Raw genomic sequence first — 14,953 nt, forward strand, 5'->3', positions numbered from 1 at the left:
GCCGCAAGTTCCCATCATCGGGCGTTACCTTGCAGCTTGCAGCTTCCCGCTTGCAGCTAATGTCAATTCAGTTGTTCGACGCGGATACGTACCACGTTGCCGACCACATCCTGCAATGCTTCCAGGGCGGTGATGGCGTCGTTCATGCGTTGTTCGACCACGCTGTGGGTCAGCAGGATCATCGGCACCAGGCCGTCTTGTTCCTCAACTTCCTTCTGCATGATCGATTCGATATTGATGCCACGCTCCGACAGGATGCTTGCCACCTGAGCCAGAACACCTGGGTGATCCTTGGCCTGGATACGCAGGTAGTACGCCGATTCGCAGGCTTCGATCGGCAGAATCGGATGCGCCGACAACGAATCAGGCTGGAAGGCCAGGTGCGGCACACGGTTTTCCGGATCGGAAGTCATTGCACGGACCACGTCGACCAGGTCAGCCACCACCGAAGAGGCGGTAGGTTCCATGCCGGCGCCAGCACCGTAGAACAAGGTCGAACCAGCCGCATCACCGTTGACCATCACTGCGTTCATCACGCCGTTGACGTTGGCGATCAGGCGATCGGACGGGATCAGGGTTGGGTGTACGCGCAACTCGATGCCGCTGGCAGTGCTGCGGGCAACGCCCAGGTGCTTGATCCGATAGCCCAGCGCTTCGGCGTAGTTCACATCAGCGGTGGTCAGCTGGGTGATGCCTTCGGTGTAGGCTTTATCGAACTGCAGCGGGATACCAAAGGCAATCGAGGCCAGGATAGTCAGCTTGTGCGCGGCATCGATACCTTCGACGTCGAAGGTCGGGTCGGCTTCGGCATAACCCAGGGCCTGGGCTTCAGCCAGTACTTCTGGGAAGGCACGACCTTTCTCGCGCATTTCGGTGAGGATGAAGTTGCCTGTGCCGTTGATGATCCCGGCAACCCAGTTAATGCGGTTGGCCGACAGACCCTCACGGATCGCCTTGATCACCGGAATGCCACCAGCCACGGCCGCTTCGAACGCAACGATGACGCCCTTCTCACGCGCTTTGGCGAAGATTTCGTTGCCATGTACGGCGATCAGCGCCTTGTTGGCGGTGACCACGTGCTTGCCGTTGTCGATGGCCTTGAGCACCAGGTCTCGAGCGATGGTGTAACCGCCAATCAGCTCAATGACAATGTCGATTTCCGGGTTCGTGGCAACTTCGAATACGTCAGCGGTAATGGGGGTACCGGTAATCTGGCAATTCGGGTTTGGCGAACGCATGGCAATCTGTGCCACTTCAATACCACGCCCGGCACGGCGGGCGATCTCCTCGGCGTTACGCTGAAGTACATTGAAGGTTCCGCCACCGACGGTCCCCAACCCACAGATGCCTACTTTGACCGGTTTCACTGTGAACTCCCCATTGAACGAACGGCACGCAGCCGTTCGTGAAAACAGCCGTCTCCCCATGGTGACGGCTCGCTTGTTGAATTATTTGCTGCCGGCCAACGCCAGCTTGGCAACCTGCGGCGCCGGTTGATAGCCCGGAATCACCTGGCCGTCTTCAAGAACGATGGCCGGGGTTCCATTGACACCAATCGACTGGCCCAGCTGGAATTGCTTGGCAACCGGGTTGGCGCATTTGGCAGCCTTGATTTCTTTGCCGTCGATCATTTTGTCCAACGCGCCCTTACGGTCGCTGGAGCACCAAACGGCTTGCAGTTGTTCATCGCCCGGGGAACCGAGACCCTGGCGCGGGAAGGCAACGTAACGCACTTCAATACCGCGGCGGTTTAACTCAGGGACTTCGGCGTGCAGCTTGTGGCAGTACGGGCAGGTCGTGTCGGTAAACACAGTGATGTGCGATTTGGTTTCGCCCTTGGCAGGATAAACCACCATCTCTGCCGCTGGAATAGCATTGATGCTCTTGGCGATGGCCTGACGCTCGGTTTTTTCGGTCAGGTTGACCGGTTTACCGTCCTGGATCTGAAACAGGTAGCCCTGCATTACGAACTTACCATCGGCGCTGGCATACAGCACACGGCTACCTTCAAGCTTGACTTCGTACAGGCCGTTCAACGGGCTGGCGGAAACGCTTTCGACCGGAACACCCAGTTCCAGCGTTTGCAGGGTCTTGCGGATCGCCTGTTCGGCGGTGTCGGCGGCAGAGGCAAAAGTACTGACCAGCGCCAAGGCGGCGGTGGCGATAATCTGGGTCACGCGCATGGAAACTCCTGAAGGCGGGCAAAGGGGCGTTCGTGCAGCGCGCAGGCTGAAACAACGGCGTGCAAACGGCCCTTGATGCAAACCGTCCAAGCCTACCACAACATATCGGCACAGACCGACCCCAGACGACACAAGCACAAACGCTGGCGATCAACCACGCGGATGATGACGGGCGTGCAGCTCTTGCAAGCGGGCACGGGCGACGTGGGTGTAGATCTGGGTGGTGGACAGGTCACTGTGGCCCAGCAGCATCTGCACCACGCGCAGGTCGGCTCCGTGGTTGAGCAAGTGAGTAGCAAAGGCATGGCGCAGGGTGTGGGGCGACAGGCTTTTGTTGATCCCCGCCACCTGGGCCTGATGCTTGATTCGGTGCCAGAAGGTCTGCCGGGTCATCTGCTCGCCGCGTTGGCTGGGGAACAGCACATCACTCGGACGCCCGTTGAGCAATTCGTTGCGCCCGTCGCGCAGGTAACGCTCCAGCCACACCACCGCTTCCTCGCCCATCGGCACCAGACGCTCCTTGCTGCCCTTGCCCATGACGCGCAACACCCCCTGACGCAGGTTGACCTGGTCCAGGGTCAGGCTGACCAGCTCAGTGACGCGCAGGCCGCAGGCGTACAGCACTTCGAGCATGGCGCGGTCGCGCTGGCCGATCGGCTCGCTCAGGTCCGGCGCTTGCAGCAGTGCTTCGACGTCTGCTTCCGACAGCGATTTAGGCAACGGCCGGCCCAGCTGCGGCATGTCGACTTGCAGGGTTGGATCAACCGCAATCAACTTCTCGCGCAGCAAGTAGCGATAAAACCCACGTACGCCCGAAAGAAAACGTGCGGTCGAACGCGGCTTGTAGCCCTGATCCAGGCGCCAGGCCAGATGATCAAGAATCAGCTCGCGACCGGCATCGGGCAATACCACACCGTGCTCCTGCAGCCAGCCATTAAACAACGCCAGATCGCTGCGGTAGGACTCACGGGTATTGTCGGCCAGGCCTTTTTCCAGCCACAGGGCATCAAGGAATTGGTCAATCAGGGGATGCTCTAGTGCGGGCATGACAACTCGACGGTGTAAGACAAAAACGAAAATTTAGCGCTAGTCTTCCACAACACGGTTGGCATAGGGAATGCGCATGAACGAAGAACACATATTGCTGACCTTCGGCGGCATCGGTGCTGCCGCCCTCGCCTGCCAATGGCTGGCCTGGCGCCTGAAACTGCCGGCCATTCTCTTTCTGTTGCTCAGCGGCATTTTAGCCGGGCCGATCCTCGGCTGGCTCGACCCGCAAGCCCTGTTCGGCCCGCTGCTGATGCCGCTGGTTTCGCTGGCAGTGGCACTGATTCTGTTCGAAGGCAGCCTGACCCTGCACCTGTCGCAATGGAGCGAGATCGGCTCGGTGGTACAGCGCATGGTGACCCTCGGTGCCTTGTCGACCTGGATCATCATCACCCTGGCCACCCACTGGCTGCTCGGCTTTGACTGGATGCTGGCGACCCTGTTCGGGACCCTGACCCTGGTGACCGGCCCAACCGTAATTGTGCCGATGCTACGCGTGGTACGTCCGAAATCGACCATTGCCAATATCCTGCGCTGGGAAGGCATCGTCATCGACCCCATCGGTGCCCTGCTCGCCGTGGTGGTGTACAGCTTCATCATTGCCAGCGCTGCAGACGAAGGGCTGAGCCAAAGCCTGATGACCTTTGCCGGTGTGATTCTGTGCGGTAGTGCCTTTGGTGCAGCCGGGGGCTGGATCCTCGGGCAGATCATGCGTGAGCAGTGGCTGCCCGAATACCTGCACAACCTGGCATCGCTGGCGGCGGTATTGGGGATTTTCATTGCCTCCAACCAGGTCATGCATGAGTCCGGCCTGCTGGCGGTGACCATCATGGGTATGTGGCTGGCCAACATGAAGGGCGTGGATGTCCGGCAAATTCTGCACTTCAAGGAAAACTTGAGCGTGTTGCTGATTTCCGGGCTGTTCATCCTCCTCGCTGCACGCCTGGACCTGGACGCCCTCATCGGCCTCGGCCCAGCCGTACTGGCGCTGCTGCTGGTGATCCAATTGATTGCACGGCCACTGAACGTCGCCCTGTCGACCTGGGGCTCGCAACTGAACTGGCGTGAACGCGCCTTGCTCAGTTGGATTGCTCCGCGCGGGATCGTTGCAGCCGCAGTCTCGGCCATCTTCGCCATTCGCTTGAGTGAGGCTGGCCACCAAGGTGCCCTGTTGCTGGTGCCACTGACCTTTGCGGTGATCATTGGCACAGTGGTACTGCAAAGCGCAACGGCGCGGCCACTGGCCCGCCTGCTGAAGGTGGCCGAACCCGCCCCCAGCGGCTTTCTGATCGTCGGCGCCAATCCGCCGGCCAGAGCCATCGCCAAGGCATTGCAACAACTCGACTGCCGCGTGCTGCTGACCGATTCCAGCTGGGAGAATATTCGCGCGGCGCGCATGGAGGGGCTGCCCACCTACTTTGGCAACCCGGCCTCGCAACATGCCGATGCCCATCTGGACCTGGTTGGCCTGGGGCACTTACTCGGGCTTTCCCCTTCAGGGGAACTGAACACCCTGGCCTGCGCACGCTTTCGCCATGACTTCGGGCATGCGCGCTTGTTCGTGCTGGCCAGCGGCCTGGAATCCCGACGCAGTGACAAACACCGCGCCAGTGATGAACACCGCGGCCATGTGCTGGGAAGCCAGGCGCTGACGTACTCGCAATTGGCCAACCAATTGCACCAAGGCGCCGAACTGTACAGCACTCACCTGACCGATAACTTTGGCTGGGCGGACTATCAGGCCCTGCATGGCGAACGAGCCACCTTGCTGTTCGCCTGTGACGCTAGCGGTTGGGTGCATGTGTTCGGGCCTGACAGCGTGCTCAAGCCCGGCGCCGGGTGGACGGTGGTCGCTTTGATTCAGCCGGAACACAGCTAATCGCGGAGCAAGCCCGCTGCTACAGGCCGGTGGGAGCGGGCTTGCCCCGCGATCAAGAATTCAGAACCCAGGCAACACCGGCACCGGACGCTTGTCTTCATCAATCGCCACAAAGCTGAACAGACCATGAATCGCCTTCTCACGGCTGTCACAGCTCATGCTTTCAACAAATACCTCAACCTCGACTTTGAGGCTGGTATTGCCAACGGTCACCACTCGCCCAACCAGCTCGACAATCGATCCGGCGGCAATCGGGTGCTTGAAGTCGATCCGGTCGGTAGACACGGTGACTAACGGCAAACGGCAAAAACGCGTCGCAGCGATGAACGATACTTCGTCCATCCAAGCCAGGGCAGTGCCACCAAACAAGGTGTTGTGGTGGTTAGTGGTAGACGGGAACACCGCTTTGGTGACGCGGGTCACCGACAGTTCAGTACGGCGTTCGATTTCCTGCTCTCTGAGGCTCATACACTTCACATCTGGGACAAATTACAGACAACAAAAAAGCAGCCCGAAGGCTGCTTTTTTCGCATGGCGACCGTAGCCGCCGGTCAAACTGTCATCAGGACAGTTTTTCCTTGATGCGAGCGGCTTTACCGGACAGGTCGCGCAGGTAGTACAGCTTGGCTTTACGCACGTCACCACGACGTTTCACGGCCAGGCTGTCGATTTGCGGGCTGTAGGTCTGGAAAGTACGCTCAACACCAACACCGTTGGAGATCTTACGAACAGTGAAAGCACTGTTCAGACCACGGTTACGCTTGGCGATTACAACGCCTTCGAAAGCTTGCAGACGCGAACGGTCACCTTCCTTCACTTTCACCTGAACGACGATGGTGTCGCCCGGGGCAAAGGTAGGGATCTCTTTGCTCATCTGCTCAGCTTCGAGCTGCTGAATGATTTTGTTGGTCATGCTGTGCTCCTAAGGTAAATCGTCAGATCTACCATCGATACGTTAACTATCGTCCCGCTCTCGGAGATATTCCTCGAGCAGCTTCTTCTCTTCTCCAGAAAGTGAGCGACTTTCCAGAAGATCGGCGCGTCGTTCATAGGTCCGCCCAAGGGACTGCTGTAAACGCCATCGCCGGATGTGTGCATGGTTGCCACTAAGCAACACGTCGGGAACACGCTGATCCGCATACACCTCCGGTCGGGTGTAGTGCGGGCAATCAAGCAGACCATCAGTGAAGGAATCTTCCTCCGCCGAGTCCACATGCCCTAAAGCTCCGGGCAGCAGTCGCGTAACCGCATCAATCAGGACCATTGCAGGCAGCTCGCCACCTGACAATACGTAGTCCCCAATCGACCACTCTTCATCGACATGAGCTTCAATAAAGCGCTCGTCGATGCCTTCATAACGACCGGCTATCAGAATCAACGACTCTTGACTCGCCAGGTCTTTGACCGCCGACTGATCCAGCTTGCGGCCTTGCGGGCTCAGGTATATTACCTTCGCCGCCTCTCCGGTTGCCTGCCTGGCATGTACCAGGGCATCTTCCAGAGGCTTGATCTTCATCACCATGCCCGGGCCACCGCCAAACGGCCGATCATCCACCGTATGGTGACGATCTGTGGTGTAGTCCCGCGGGTTCCAGCAGGTCAGTTGCAACAACCCCTGCTTTACCGCTCGGCTGGTAATGCCGTACTCACTGATGGCCGAGAACATCTCGGGGAACAGCGTGATGACGTCTACGCGCAGGCTGGCCATTGCTTAGAAGTCCGCGTCCCATTCCACCCTCATTTCGCCTGCATCCAGGTCGATTGCCAGCACGCATTGCTCTGTATAGGGCAACAACCGCTCGCGATCATCCAGGCTGCCCGCGCAGGGCTTGACCACCATTACATCGTTCGCGCCGGTCTCCAACAGGTGATCAACCTTGCCGAACAGTTGTTCGTCCTGGTTGATGACTTTCAGACCTACCAACTGGTACCAGTAGTACTCGTCGCTAGGCAGGTTGGGCAAAAGGCTCCGCGAGATACAGATCTCATAACCGCTCAGAAGACGGGCTTCATCACGATCGTCGAGGCCTTTGAGCTTGGCGACCAGATCCTTTTGAGTGGAACGGCCACTGACCAGCTCTACCTGTTTCACCACGCCTTCGCGCCGAAGCGTCCATTTGCGGTACTGCAACAGGTTTTCAATCGGATCGGTAAAGGAATACACCTTCACTTCGCCGCGAACGCCGTGAACCGAGAAAATCTTGCCGACAACGATCAAGTCATCAGCACTTTCTGGCGTCGCGTTCATATTGCTCAGGCAGCAGCCTTGGCAGCTTCCTTCAGCAGCTGAGCAACACGCTCAGACGGCTGTGCGCCAACGCTCAGCCAGTGAGCAACGCGGTCTTCTTTCAGGGACAGACGAACTTCCTGACCACGAGCGATAGGGTTGAAGAAACCAACCTGCTCGATGTGCGAACCGGTAACCGGGTTACGCGAGTCGGTCACGGTCAGGGTGTAGAATGGGCGCTTTTTGGAGCCGCCACGGGCAAGACGGATGGTTAGCATTGAACATCGTTCCTGTAGTCGGTGCTGCAAATCATAATGCACAGCGGGCACACGGGTGCCCGAAAGGCCGCATATTCTCAAGGAATATCCGGACTTTTGCAAATGCCTTTTTACCGGTGGTTAAAAGGCCAGCCTGCTGATCTGCGGTTAGCGCTGCTCTGTATATAAGGCAGCAGTGTCCCGCCAGAGGCGGGGTTCCGATCGTCGGCCCGCATTCGCGCCGACGATCTGAATCGGATTACAGCTTGGGCATGCCGCCGCCGGGCATCATACCGCCCAGACCACGCATCATTTTGGCCATGCCACCTTTGGCAGAAAACTTCTTCATCATCTTCTGCATCTGCTTGTGCTGCTTGATCAAACGGCCGATATCCTGCACCTGGGTGCCGGAACCCATGGCGATCCGACGTTTGCGCGAACCGCTGATCATGTCAGGGTCACGGCGCTCGGCCGGGGTCATGGAGTTGATGATCGCTTCCATTTGCTTGAACTGCTTTTCAGCTGCGCCCTGGGCATTGCCCATCTGTGCCAGATTGACACCGCCGATGCTAGGCAGCTTGTCCATCAGGCCGCCAAGGCCACCCATGTTCTTCATTTGTTGCAGCTGATCGCGGAAGTCTTCGAGGTCGAAGCCCTTGCCCTTCTTCAGCTTTTTGGCCAGTTTGTCGGCCTTTTCTTTATCGAGGGTCTGCTCGGCTTGCTCGATCAGGCTGAGCACGTCGCCCATGCCGAGGATGCGCGAAGCGATACGGTCCGGGTGGAACGGCTCGAGCGCTTCGGTCTTCTCACCCATACCGATGAACTTGATCGGCTTGCCAGTAATGGCGCGGACCGACAGCGCGGCACCGCCACGGGCGTCACCGTCAACCTTGGTGAGGATCACGCCGGTCAGCGGCAGTGCGTCACCGAAGGCCTTGGCGGTATTGGCCGCGTCCTGACCGGTCATGGCGTCGACCACGAACAGGGTTTCGATCGGCTTGACCGCAGCGTGCAGGTCTTTGATCTCGGTCATCATGTCGGCGTCGATGTGCAGACGACCGGCGGTGTCGACGATGACCACGTCGATGAATTTCAGCTTGGCTTCGCGGATGGCCGCTTCAGCAATGGCCACGGGCTTCTGGCTGATGTCGGACGGGAAGAAAGTAACGCCGATATCACCCGCCAGGGTTTCCAGCTGCTTGATCGCCGCAGGACGATAAACGTCAGCCGAGACCACCATTACCGACTTTTTCTTGCGCTCTTTAAGGAAGCGCGCCAGCTTACCGGCGGTGGTGGTTTTACCCGCACCTTGCAAACCGGCCATCAGCACCACGGCCGGCGGCGCAGCATTGAGGCTCAACTCTTCGTTGGCCGCCCCCATCATCTCTTCGAGCTCGGCCTGGACAATCTTCACGAAGGCCTGACCCGGGGTCAGGCTGCGTGACACTTCGGTGCCGACCGCACGCTCTTTGATCTTGTTGACGAAATCCTTGACCACCGGCAGGGCGACGTCAGCCTCGAGCAACGCCATGCGCACTTCACGCAGCGTGTCTTTGATGTTGTCTTCGGTCAGCTTGGCTTTGCCGGTGACATGGCGCAGCGTCTGTGACAGGCGGTCGGTCAGGTTTTCAAACATGGTGATCCTTTCAGGCTCTGTAGAACCGAGGTTTATCAGCTGCCTCTGGCGTATTCGACGGGCCTTGGGCAGGGGCAGGTCGGCGATTATAACGAAGACTCGGGCCAGCGCACACCTCGCCGTCGGCTGGCAGTCTTCCTTGGCAGGCGCGTTCTATGCCAAACTCAGCTCTTTTCGGGCTTGCCTAACAGGACTTATGCTCCCTTTGTCACCCAGCTTGCTACCCAATCTGATCGCCGCCGCCCTGTACGCTGCCGCGACTGTCTATCAAGGAACCCGTCTGGCGCAGGGCGCCAAGGCAGACAAGCGCCTGCTCGGCCTGCTGGGCCTGCTGGCGGTTATTGCCCAGGGCACCGCGTTGTGTTGGCAGTTGCTCACACCGCTCGGGCTGAGCCTGGACTTCTTCAGCGCAGCCAGCCTGATCGCCACAGCAGTGATTGCCATTACCCTACTGGCGTGCCTGCGCATTCCGGTGGAAAACCTGCTGCTGTTGCTGTTCCCGCTGGGCATGCTCACGGCGCTGACGGCGCAGTTCGCACCACCGGGCACGGTGCCCTTGATCAATGAAGAGCCGGGCATTCTCGCGCATATCCTGCTGTCCATCCTGGCCTACGGCATGTTTACCATCGCCGTGTTCCAGGCCCTGCTGCTGCTTGTGCAGGATTACCAGCTCAAGCACAAGCACCCTTCCGGGTTGATCAAGAACTTCCCGCCCCTGCAAACCATGGAAAGCCTGCTGTTCGACTTCCTGTGGGCCGGTTGGGCGCTGCTGTCGCTGTCGCTGATTTCCGGCTGGCTGTTCCTCGACAACCTGTTTGCGCAGCACCTGGTTCACAAGACGCTGCTGGCCTGCCTGGCCTGGATTGTCTTCGGCGTGCTGCTATGGGGCCGTACGCGTCTGGGCTGGCGTGGCCACAAGGCAATTCGCTGGACTCTGGCCGGTTTCTGCCTGCTGATGCTGGCCTATTTCGGCAGCAAGCTGGTGCGTGAATTCATCCTGCACATCTGACGGGCACAGGTAAATGGACGCACTGCCGTTAGGACCCTTGCTTGGCATTCTGGCATTGGCGTTGCTCTGGTCGGCGCTGTTCACCGCAGTGGACGCCGCCCAGCAGCAACTCAACGGTGTGCGGCGCAATCACCTGACGGACGAGCACCCAGAACTGGCAGTCACCCCCCAATCGCTTGTGCTCTGCTCGACCCTCGGCAAAATGTTGGTGCTGGCCTTGGCCTGCCTGCTGGGCCAGCGCTACAGCGGCGAGCAGGGTTTCTGGCTGGCCGGCCTTGGCGCCGCCGCACTGTTGTTGGTGCTGGCCGAATACCTGCCGCGCCAACTGGCCCGACGCAACCCGCACACGTTCATTACCTTGGGCAACAGCGTACTCAAAGCCCCGCTGAAACTGTTCCAACCCCTCGCCTGGTTGCTCGATACATTCGCCCGACTGCTACTGCGCCCGTTCCGCATTCAGCCCCATGCGGTAAGCCTGCATGAACTGGACGACAGCGACGGCGGCACAGAAGAGCTGCAGGCCGAACACCGTCTGAACCTGCCGGAAAGCCTTCTGGCACTGGACAAGATCACCGTCAATGACATCCTCGTCCCGCGCAACGAGGTCGACGGTATCAACCTTGACGACCCGATCGAGCAGATCATCGAGCAGTTGATCATCAGCCGTCACACCCGGTTGCCGGTGTATCACAGCGACATCAACCAGGTTGAAGCGGTGCTCAACACCAAATTGATCAGCCACCTGCTACCCAAGGCCGAGCTGACCCGCGAAGCCCTGCAGGCGGCCTGCTACGACCCTTACTTCGTCCCTGAAAGCACCCCCTTGCAAATACAGCTGCTGAACTTCCATAAGCAACAGCGGCGCCTTGGCGTAGTGGTCGACGAATACGGCGAGGTGCTGGGTATCGTCACCCTGGAAGACATCCTTGAAGAAATCGTTGGCGAGTTCGAAGACGAACACCATCAAGAAAACCCTCACATCCACCCGCAGGCCGATGGACGTTTCGTTATCGAGGGCACAGTATCGATTCGCGACTTGAACCGCAGCCTGGGCTGGCACCTGCCCAGTGATGGGCCCAAGACCCTCAACGGCCTGGTCACTGAAGCCCTGGAAAGCATCCCTTCCAGTGCAGTGTGTTTGAAAATCGGCCGATATCGCCTGGAAATTCTTGAAACAGAAGACAATTGCGCCAGCCGCATACTGGTCTGGACCGTAACGCGCTAGTTATACTGCCCCCACGCTTACCCAGCCTGGCCGTCTCGCTTGCTACCCGCTCTCAGCGTTTCCCGGTCAGTGCGCACCACTGAATAACGCGCAATTAGCGGCATTGCTTCACACCCCCGAACATTGCCTGCGCCGCCCCTATCCCCAACGGGCGTATCCTCAGTCACGCGATCAACAACAATATGCTTGGGCATTGGTTTGCCAAGGCCTGCCTGTGCAGGTCGGCGGCCTTGCCCGTGGAGCACTCGACTGTCAGGGACCATCGCATGACAACTAGCAGTACTTACGACGAAACGACTCAGACCAGCTCTGGCAATTCCCCAGCACGGGTCGCCACTGCCAGCTTCATCGGCACCGCCATTGAGTTTTACGACTTCTACGTTTACGCCACTGCCGCAGCACTGGTGATCGGGCCAGTGTTCTTCCCGCAGACCTCTGGCACTGCACAGATGCTTTCGGCCTTCCTCACCTTCGGCATCGCCTTTCTGGCGCGCCCGCTGGGTTCTGCACTGTTCGGCCACTTTGGTGACCGTATCGGACGCAAATCGACCCTGGTCGCCTCACTGTTGCTGATGGGCGTATGTACCACGCTGATCGGCGTGCTGCCGGGTTATGACAGCATCGGGGCCTGGGCACCGATCCTGTTATGTGTACTGCGCTTCGGACAGGGCTTGGGACTGGGTGGCGAATGGGGCGGTGCAGCATTGCTGGCCACTGAAAACGCCCCCAAAGGCAAGCGCGCCTGGTTCGGCATGTTCCCGCAGCTAGGCCCGTCCATTGGCTTCCTGGCCGCCAACGGTCTGTTCCTGGCCCTGGCCATGCTGCTGACCGACGAGCAATTTCGTAGCTGGGGCTGGCGTATTCCCTTCCTGCTCAGCGCCGCGCTGGTCATCGTCGGCCTCTATGTGCGCTTGAAGCTTGAAGAAACGCCGATTTTCGCCAAAGCCGTGGCGCGCCACGAGCGGGTAAAAATGCCGGTCATCGAACTGTTTGCGCAGTACTGGCTGCCGGTATTGCTGGGCTCGGCGGCGATGGTGGTGTGCTACGCGCTGTTCTACATTTCGACGGTGTTTTCGCTCAGCTATGGCGTCTCGACCTTGGGCTACAGCCGTGAAACCTTCCTGGGCCTGCTGTGCTTCGCCGTGTTGTTCATGGCCTTGGCCACCCCGCTGTCGGCCTGGCTCAGTGACCGTTATGGGCGTAAGCCAGTGCTGATCGTTGGCGCGATTCTGGCGATTCTCTCGGGCTTTACCATGCAGCCCTTGCTGACCTCGGGCTCTACTGCCGGTGTCGCGCTGTTCCTGGCCATCGAGCTGTTTTTGATGGGCGTGACCTTTGCCCCGATGGGCGCACTGCTGCCTGAGCTGTTTCCCACCCATGTGCGCTACACCGGAGCTTCAGCGGCCTATAACCTGGGCGGAATCGTCGGTGCCTCGGCAGCCCCCTTCTTCGCGCAGAAACTGGTGGCGATGGGCGGTTTGAGCTGGGTGGGGGGGTATGTATCGGCGGCGGCGCTGTTGAGCCTGATTGCCGTGCTATGCCTGAAAGAAACCCGGCACTCGGAGCTGTAAGCCCCGTAGGGCCTACTGCCTTCGGTGGGAGCGGGCTTGCCCCGCGATTGCGTTCTGTCTGTCGCATGGCATCGCGGGGCAAGCCCGCTCCCACCGCAGGTTCGCGGAGAACTTTACAGTTCTACTTTGACCGCTTGCGAAGCGCGGGTTGCTTTGGCCCGGGCAGCTTCGATCGACTCGTCACGGGCCAGGCATACGCCCATACGGCGTTGGCCGTTGACTTCAGGTTTACCAAACAGACGAATGGCGGTGTCCGGCTCGCTCAGTGCAGCGCCGAGGTTGGCGAAGGCTGTTTGTTGCGACTGCCCTTCGACCAGGATCACCGCCGACGCCGATGGGCCGAACTGGCGGATCAGCGGAATCGGCAAGCCAAGAATGGCCCGCGCATGCAGGGCGAACTGCGACAGGTCTTGGGAGATCAAGGTCACCAGCCCGGTGTCGTGCGGACGCGGCGACACTTCGCTGAACCACACCTGATCGCCCTTGATGAACAGCTCTACACCAAACATGCCGCGGCCACCCAGTGCCTCGGTCACGGCCTTGGCGACCCGCTCGGATTCGGCCAGGGCTTTGGGGCTCATGACTTGCGGCTGCCAAGACTCTTGATAGTCACCCTTCTCCTGGCGATGCCCTACCGGCGCGCAGAAGGTGGTGCCACCAACATGACGCACGGTCAGCAGGGTGATCTCGTAGTCGAAATCAATGAAACCTTCGATGATGACCCGGCCCTTGCCTGCACGACCGCCTTCCTGAGCGTAGTCCCAGGCCTTCTGAACATCATCGCGGCTGCGCAGCAGGCTTTGGCCCTTGCCTGAGGAGCTCATCACCGGCTTGACCACGCACGGGAACCCCAGGTCCTCGACAGCCTTGCTGTAGTCTTCGAAGGTATCGGCAAAGTGGTATGGCGAGGTCGGCAAATCCAGCTCTTCAGCCGCCAGACGACGAATGCCTTCACGGTTCATGGTCAACTGCGCAGCTCGCGCGGTTGGCACCACGGTGAAGCCTTCGCTCTCCAGCTCAACCAGGGTCGCAGTGGCGATGGCTTCGATTTCCGGCACGATGTAGTGCGGTTTCTCAGCTTCGATCACAGCGCGCAGCGCGGCACCATCGAGCATGTTGACCACATGGCTGCGATGCGCGACTTGCATGGCCGGAGCATCGGCGTAACGGTCCACGGCGATCACCTCAACGCCCAGGCGCTGCAGCTCGATCACCACTTCCTTGCCCAGCTCGCCGCAGCCACACAACAGTACGCGGGTCGCTGTTGGCGACAATGGGGTTCCGATACGGGTCATCTCAAGTCCTCAGAGGGAAGGATTCCTGGGCTGCCTTTCAAGCGGGCAACCCGGTGAAAAGGAGCGCCATTTTACATGAAGCAGGCTGCGAGGCCTCAACCGGTGATGGCACGCTTGCGCAAACGCCAGGCCATGATCAGCCAGACCGCCGTCACACCGGCGAACTTGGAGGCCAGAGCGGTGCTCACGACCGCTGGGGTCAAGGCGCCGATCATGCCGAAGAAGATGAAGGTATCGATAGGGATGCTCAGCGCCGAACTCAGCCAGAGACGGTCGTGCAGGGGGCGCTTGGTGATACTGAAGACCAGCCAGTCGATCAGCTCCGACACTGCGAAGGCGGTAGCACTGGCCAAGGCAATGGCCGGCTCCGAGGTGACATACGACAGCACCAGGGCCACCAGCATGGCAACCAGCGCACCGTGACCGTAACGGGTCTGCACCATGTCACGGAGGATAAACACCAGGCCACCCCAGGCCGACCAGATGACATCCAGGTGGGGGGCGCTGGAAAAGGCGTAGTTGATCAGCACAACGCTGCTGATATAGGCAATCAGAAAGGGCATGGGATAGACCGCAGGACAAGCGCTACAGGGTACTGCAGCTGCCGCCTGCGGCCAAGTACCG

15 protein-coding genes are annotated in these 14,953 nt (G+C 59.7%); 4 read left to right on the plus strand and 11 right to left on the minus strand.

All coding sequences use genetic code 11. The features are described 5' to 3' along the window. Positions 1-62: 62 nt before the first annotated feature. From E1573_RS23705 to xerD, 3 genes are all read right to left on the minus strand, one after another. Complete coding sequence (locus E1573_RS23705; protein WP_133216971.1) at positions 63-1,367, minus strand: homoserine dehydrogenase; 1,305 nt, start codon at positions 1,365-1,367, stop codon at positions 63-65. A gap of 81 nt (positions 1,368-1,448) precedes the next feature. Continuing rightward, complete coding sequence (dsbC, locus tag E1573_RS23710; protein WP_133216972.1) at positions 1,449-2,183, minus strand: bifunctional protein-disulfide isomerase/oxidoreductase DsbC; 735 nt, start codon at positions 2,181-2,183, stop codon at positions 1,449-1,451. A 150-nt stretch (positions 2,184-2,333) separates the two neighbouring features. Then, on the minus strand, positions 2,334-3,230 hold the full coding sequence (gene xerD, locus E1573_RS23715; RefSeq protein WP_133216973.1) for a site-specific tyrosine recombinase XerD: 897 nt from the start codon (positions 3,228-3,230) through the stop codon (positions 2,334-2,336). A 76-nt stretch (positions 3,231-3,306) separates the two neighbouring features. On the opposite strand from xerD, the gene E1573_RS23720 reads away from it, so the two are divergent. Next, entirely contained in the window at positions 3,307-5,109 is a 1,803-nt protein-coding gene (locus E1573_RS23720; RefSeq protein WP_133216974.1) for a sodium:proton antiporter, read from the plus strand. Between the two features lie 60 nt (positions 5,110-5,169). Here E1573_RS23720 and E1573_RS23725 read toward each other — a convergent pair whose 3' ends face one another. From E1573_RS23725 to ffh, 6 genes are all read right to left on the minus strand, one after another. Further along, on the minus strand, positions 5,170-5,577 hold the full coding sequence (locus E1573_RS23725; RefSeq protein ID WP_133216975.1) for an acyl-CoA thioesterase: 408 nt from the start codon (positions 5,575-5,577) through the stop codon (positions 5,170-5,172). A gap of 94 nt (positions 5,578-5,671) precedes the next feature. Next, positions 5,672-6,022, minus strand: a complete 351-nt coding sequence (gene rplS, locus E1573_RS23730) for a 50S ribosomal protein L19 (RefSeq protein WP_133216976.1) — start codon at positions 6,020-6,022, stop codon at positions 5,672-5,674. A gap of 42 nt (positions 6,023-6,064) precedes the next feature. Next, positions 6,065-6,817 carry a tRNA (guanosine(37)-N1)-methyltransferase TrmD gene (gene trmD, locus E1573_RS23735; RefSeq protein ID WP_133216977.1) on the minus strand — a complete coding sequence of 251 codons (753 nt, stop codon included), beginning with the start codon at positions 6,815-6,817 and terminating at the stop codon, positions 6,065-6,067. Between the two features lie 3 nt (positions 6,818-6,820). Beyond that, the gene (rimM, locus tag E1573_RS23740; RefSeq protein WP_133216978.1) at positions 6,821-7,357 is read right to left on the minus strand and encodes a ribosome maturation factor RimM; all 537 of its coding nucleotides are present in this window, start codon (positions 7,355-7,357) and stop codon (positions 6,821-6,823) included. A 5-nt stretch (positions 7,358-7,362) separates the two neighbouring features. Next, the gene (gene rpsP / locus E1573_RS23745; protein WP_133216979.1) at positions 7,363-7,614 is read right to left on the minus strand and encodes a 30S ribosomal protein S16; all 252 of its coding nucleotides are present in this window, start codon (positions 7,612-7,614) and stop codon (positions 7,363-7,365) included. A gap of 238 nt (positions 7,615-7,852) precedes the next feature. Further along, positions 7,853-9,229: a signal recognition particle protein gene (ffh, locus tag E1573_RS23750; protein ID WP_133216980.1), complete on the minus strand. Its 1,377-nt coding sequence runs from the start codon at positions 9,227-9,229 to the stop codon at positions 7,853-7,855. 196 nt (positions 9,230-9,425) lie between these two features. Between ffh and E1573_RS23755 the strand changes: the two genes are divergently transcribed. The 3 genes from E1573_RS23755 to E1573_RS23765 all read left to right on the plus strand — a co-directional run bounded on the left by E1573_RS23755 (position 9,426) and on the right by E1573_RS23765 (position 13,034). Next, the gene (locus tag E1573_RS23755; protein WP_133216981.1) at positions 9,426-10,238 is read left to right on the plus strand and encodes an inner membrane protein YpjD; all 813 of its coding nucleotides are present in this window, start codon (positions 9,426-9,428) and stop codon (positions 10,236-10,238) included. 13 nt (positions 10,239-10,251) lie between these two features. Beyond that, positions 10,252-11,463, plus strand: a complete 1,212-nt coding sequence (locus E1573_RS23760; protein ID WP_133216982.1) for a transporter associated domain-containing protein — start codon at positions 10,252-10,254, stop codon at positions 11,461-11,463. Between the two features lie 266 nt (positions 11,464-11,729). Continuing rightward, on the plus strand, positions 11,730-13,034 hold the full coding sequence (locus E1573_RS23765; protein ID WP_133216983.1) for an MFS transporter: 1,305 nt from the start codon (positions 11,730-11,732) through the stop codon (positions 13,032-13,034). Positions 13,035-13,147: 113 nt separating this feature from the next. On the opposite strand, the gene purT is transcribed toward E1573_RS23765, so the two are convergent. Both purT and E1573_RS23775 read right to left on the minus strand, forming a co-directional pair. After that, positions 13,148-14,329, minus strand: a complete 1,182-nt coding sequence (purT, locus tag E1573_RS23770; protein WP_133216984.1) for a formate-dependent phosphoribosylglycinamide formyltransferase — start codon at positions 14,327-14,329, stop codon at positions 13,148-13,150. A gap of 95 nt (positions 14,330-14,424) precedes the next feature. Beyond that, positions 14,425-14,892, minus strand: coding sequence for a VUT family protein (locus tag E1573_RS23775; protein WP_133216985.1), 468 nt, complete (start codon positions 14,890-14,892; stop codon positions 14,425-14,427). Between the last annotated feature and the right edge of the window lie 61 nt (positions 14,893-14,953).

It is taken from the genome of Pseudomonas sp. H9, from assembly GCF_004353925.1.
Taxonomy (GTDB): Bacteria; Pseudomonadota; Gammaproteobacteria; order Pseudomonadales; family Pseudomonadaceae; genus Aquipseudomonas.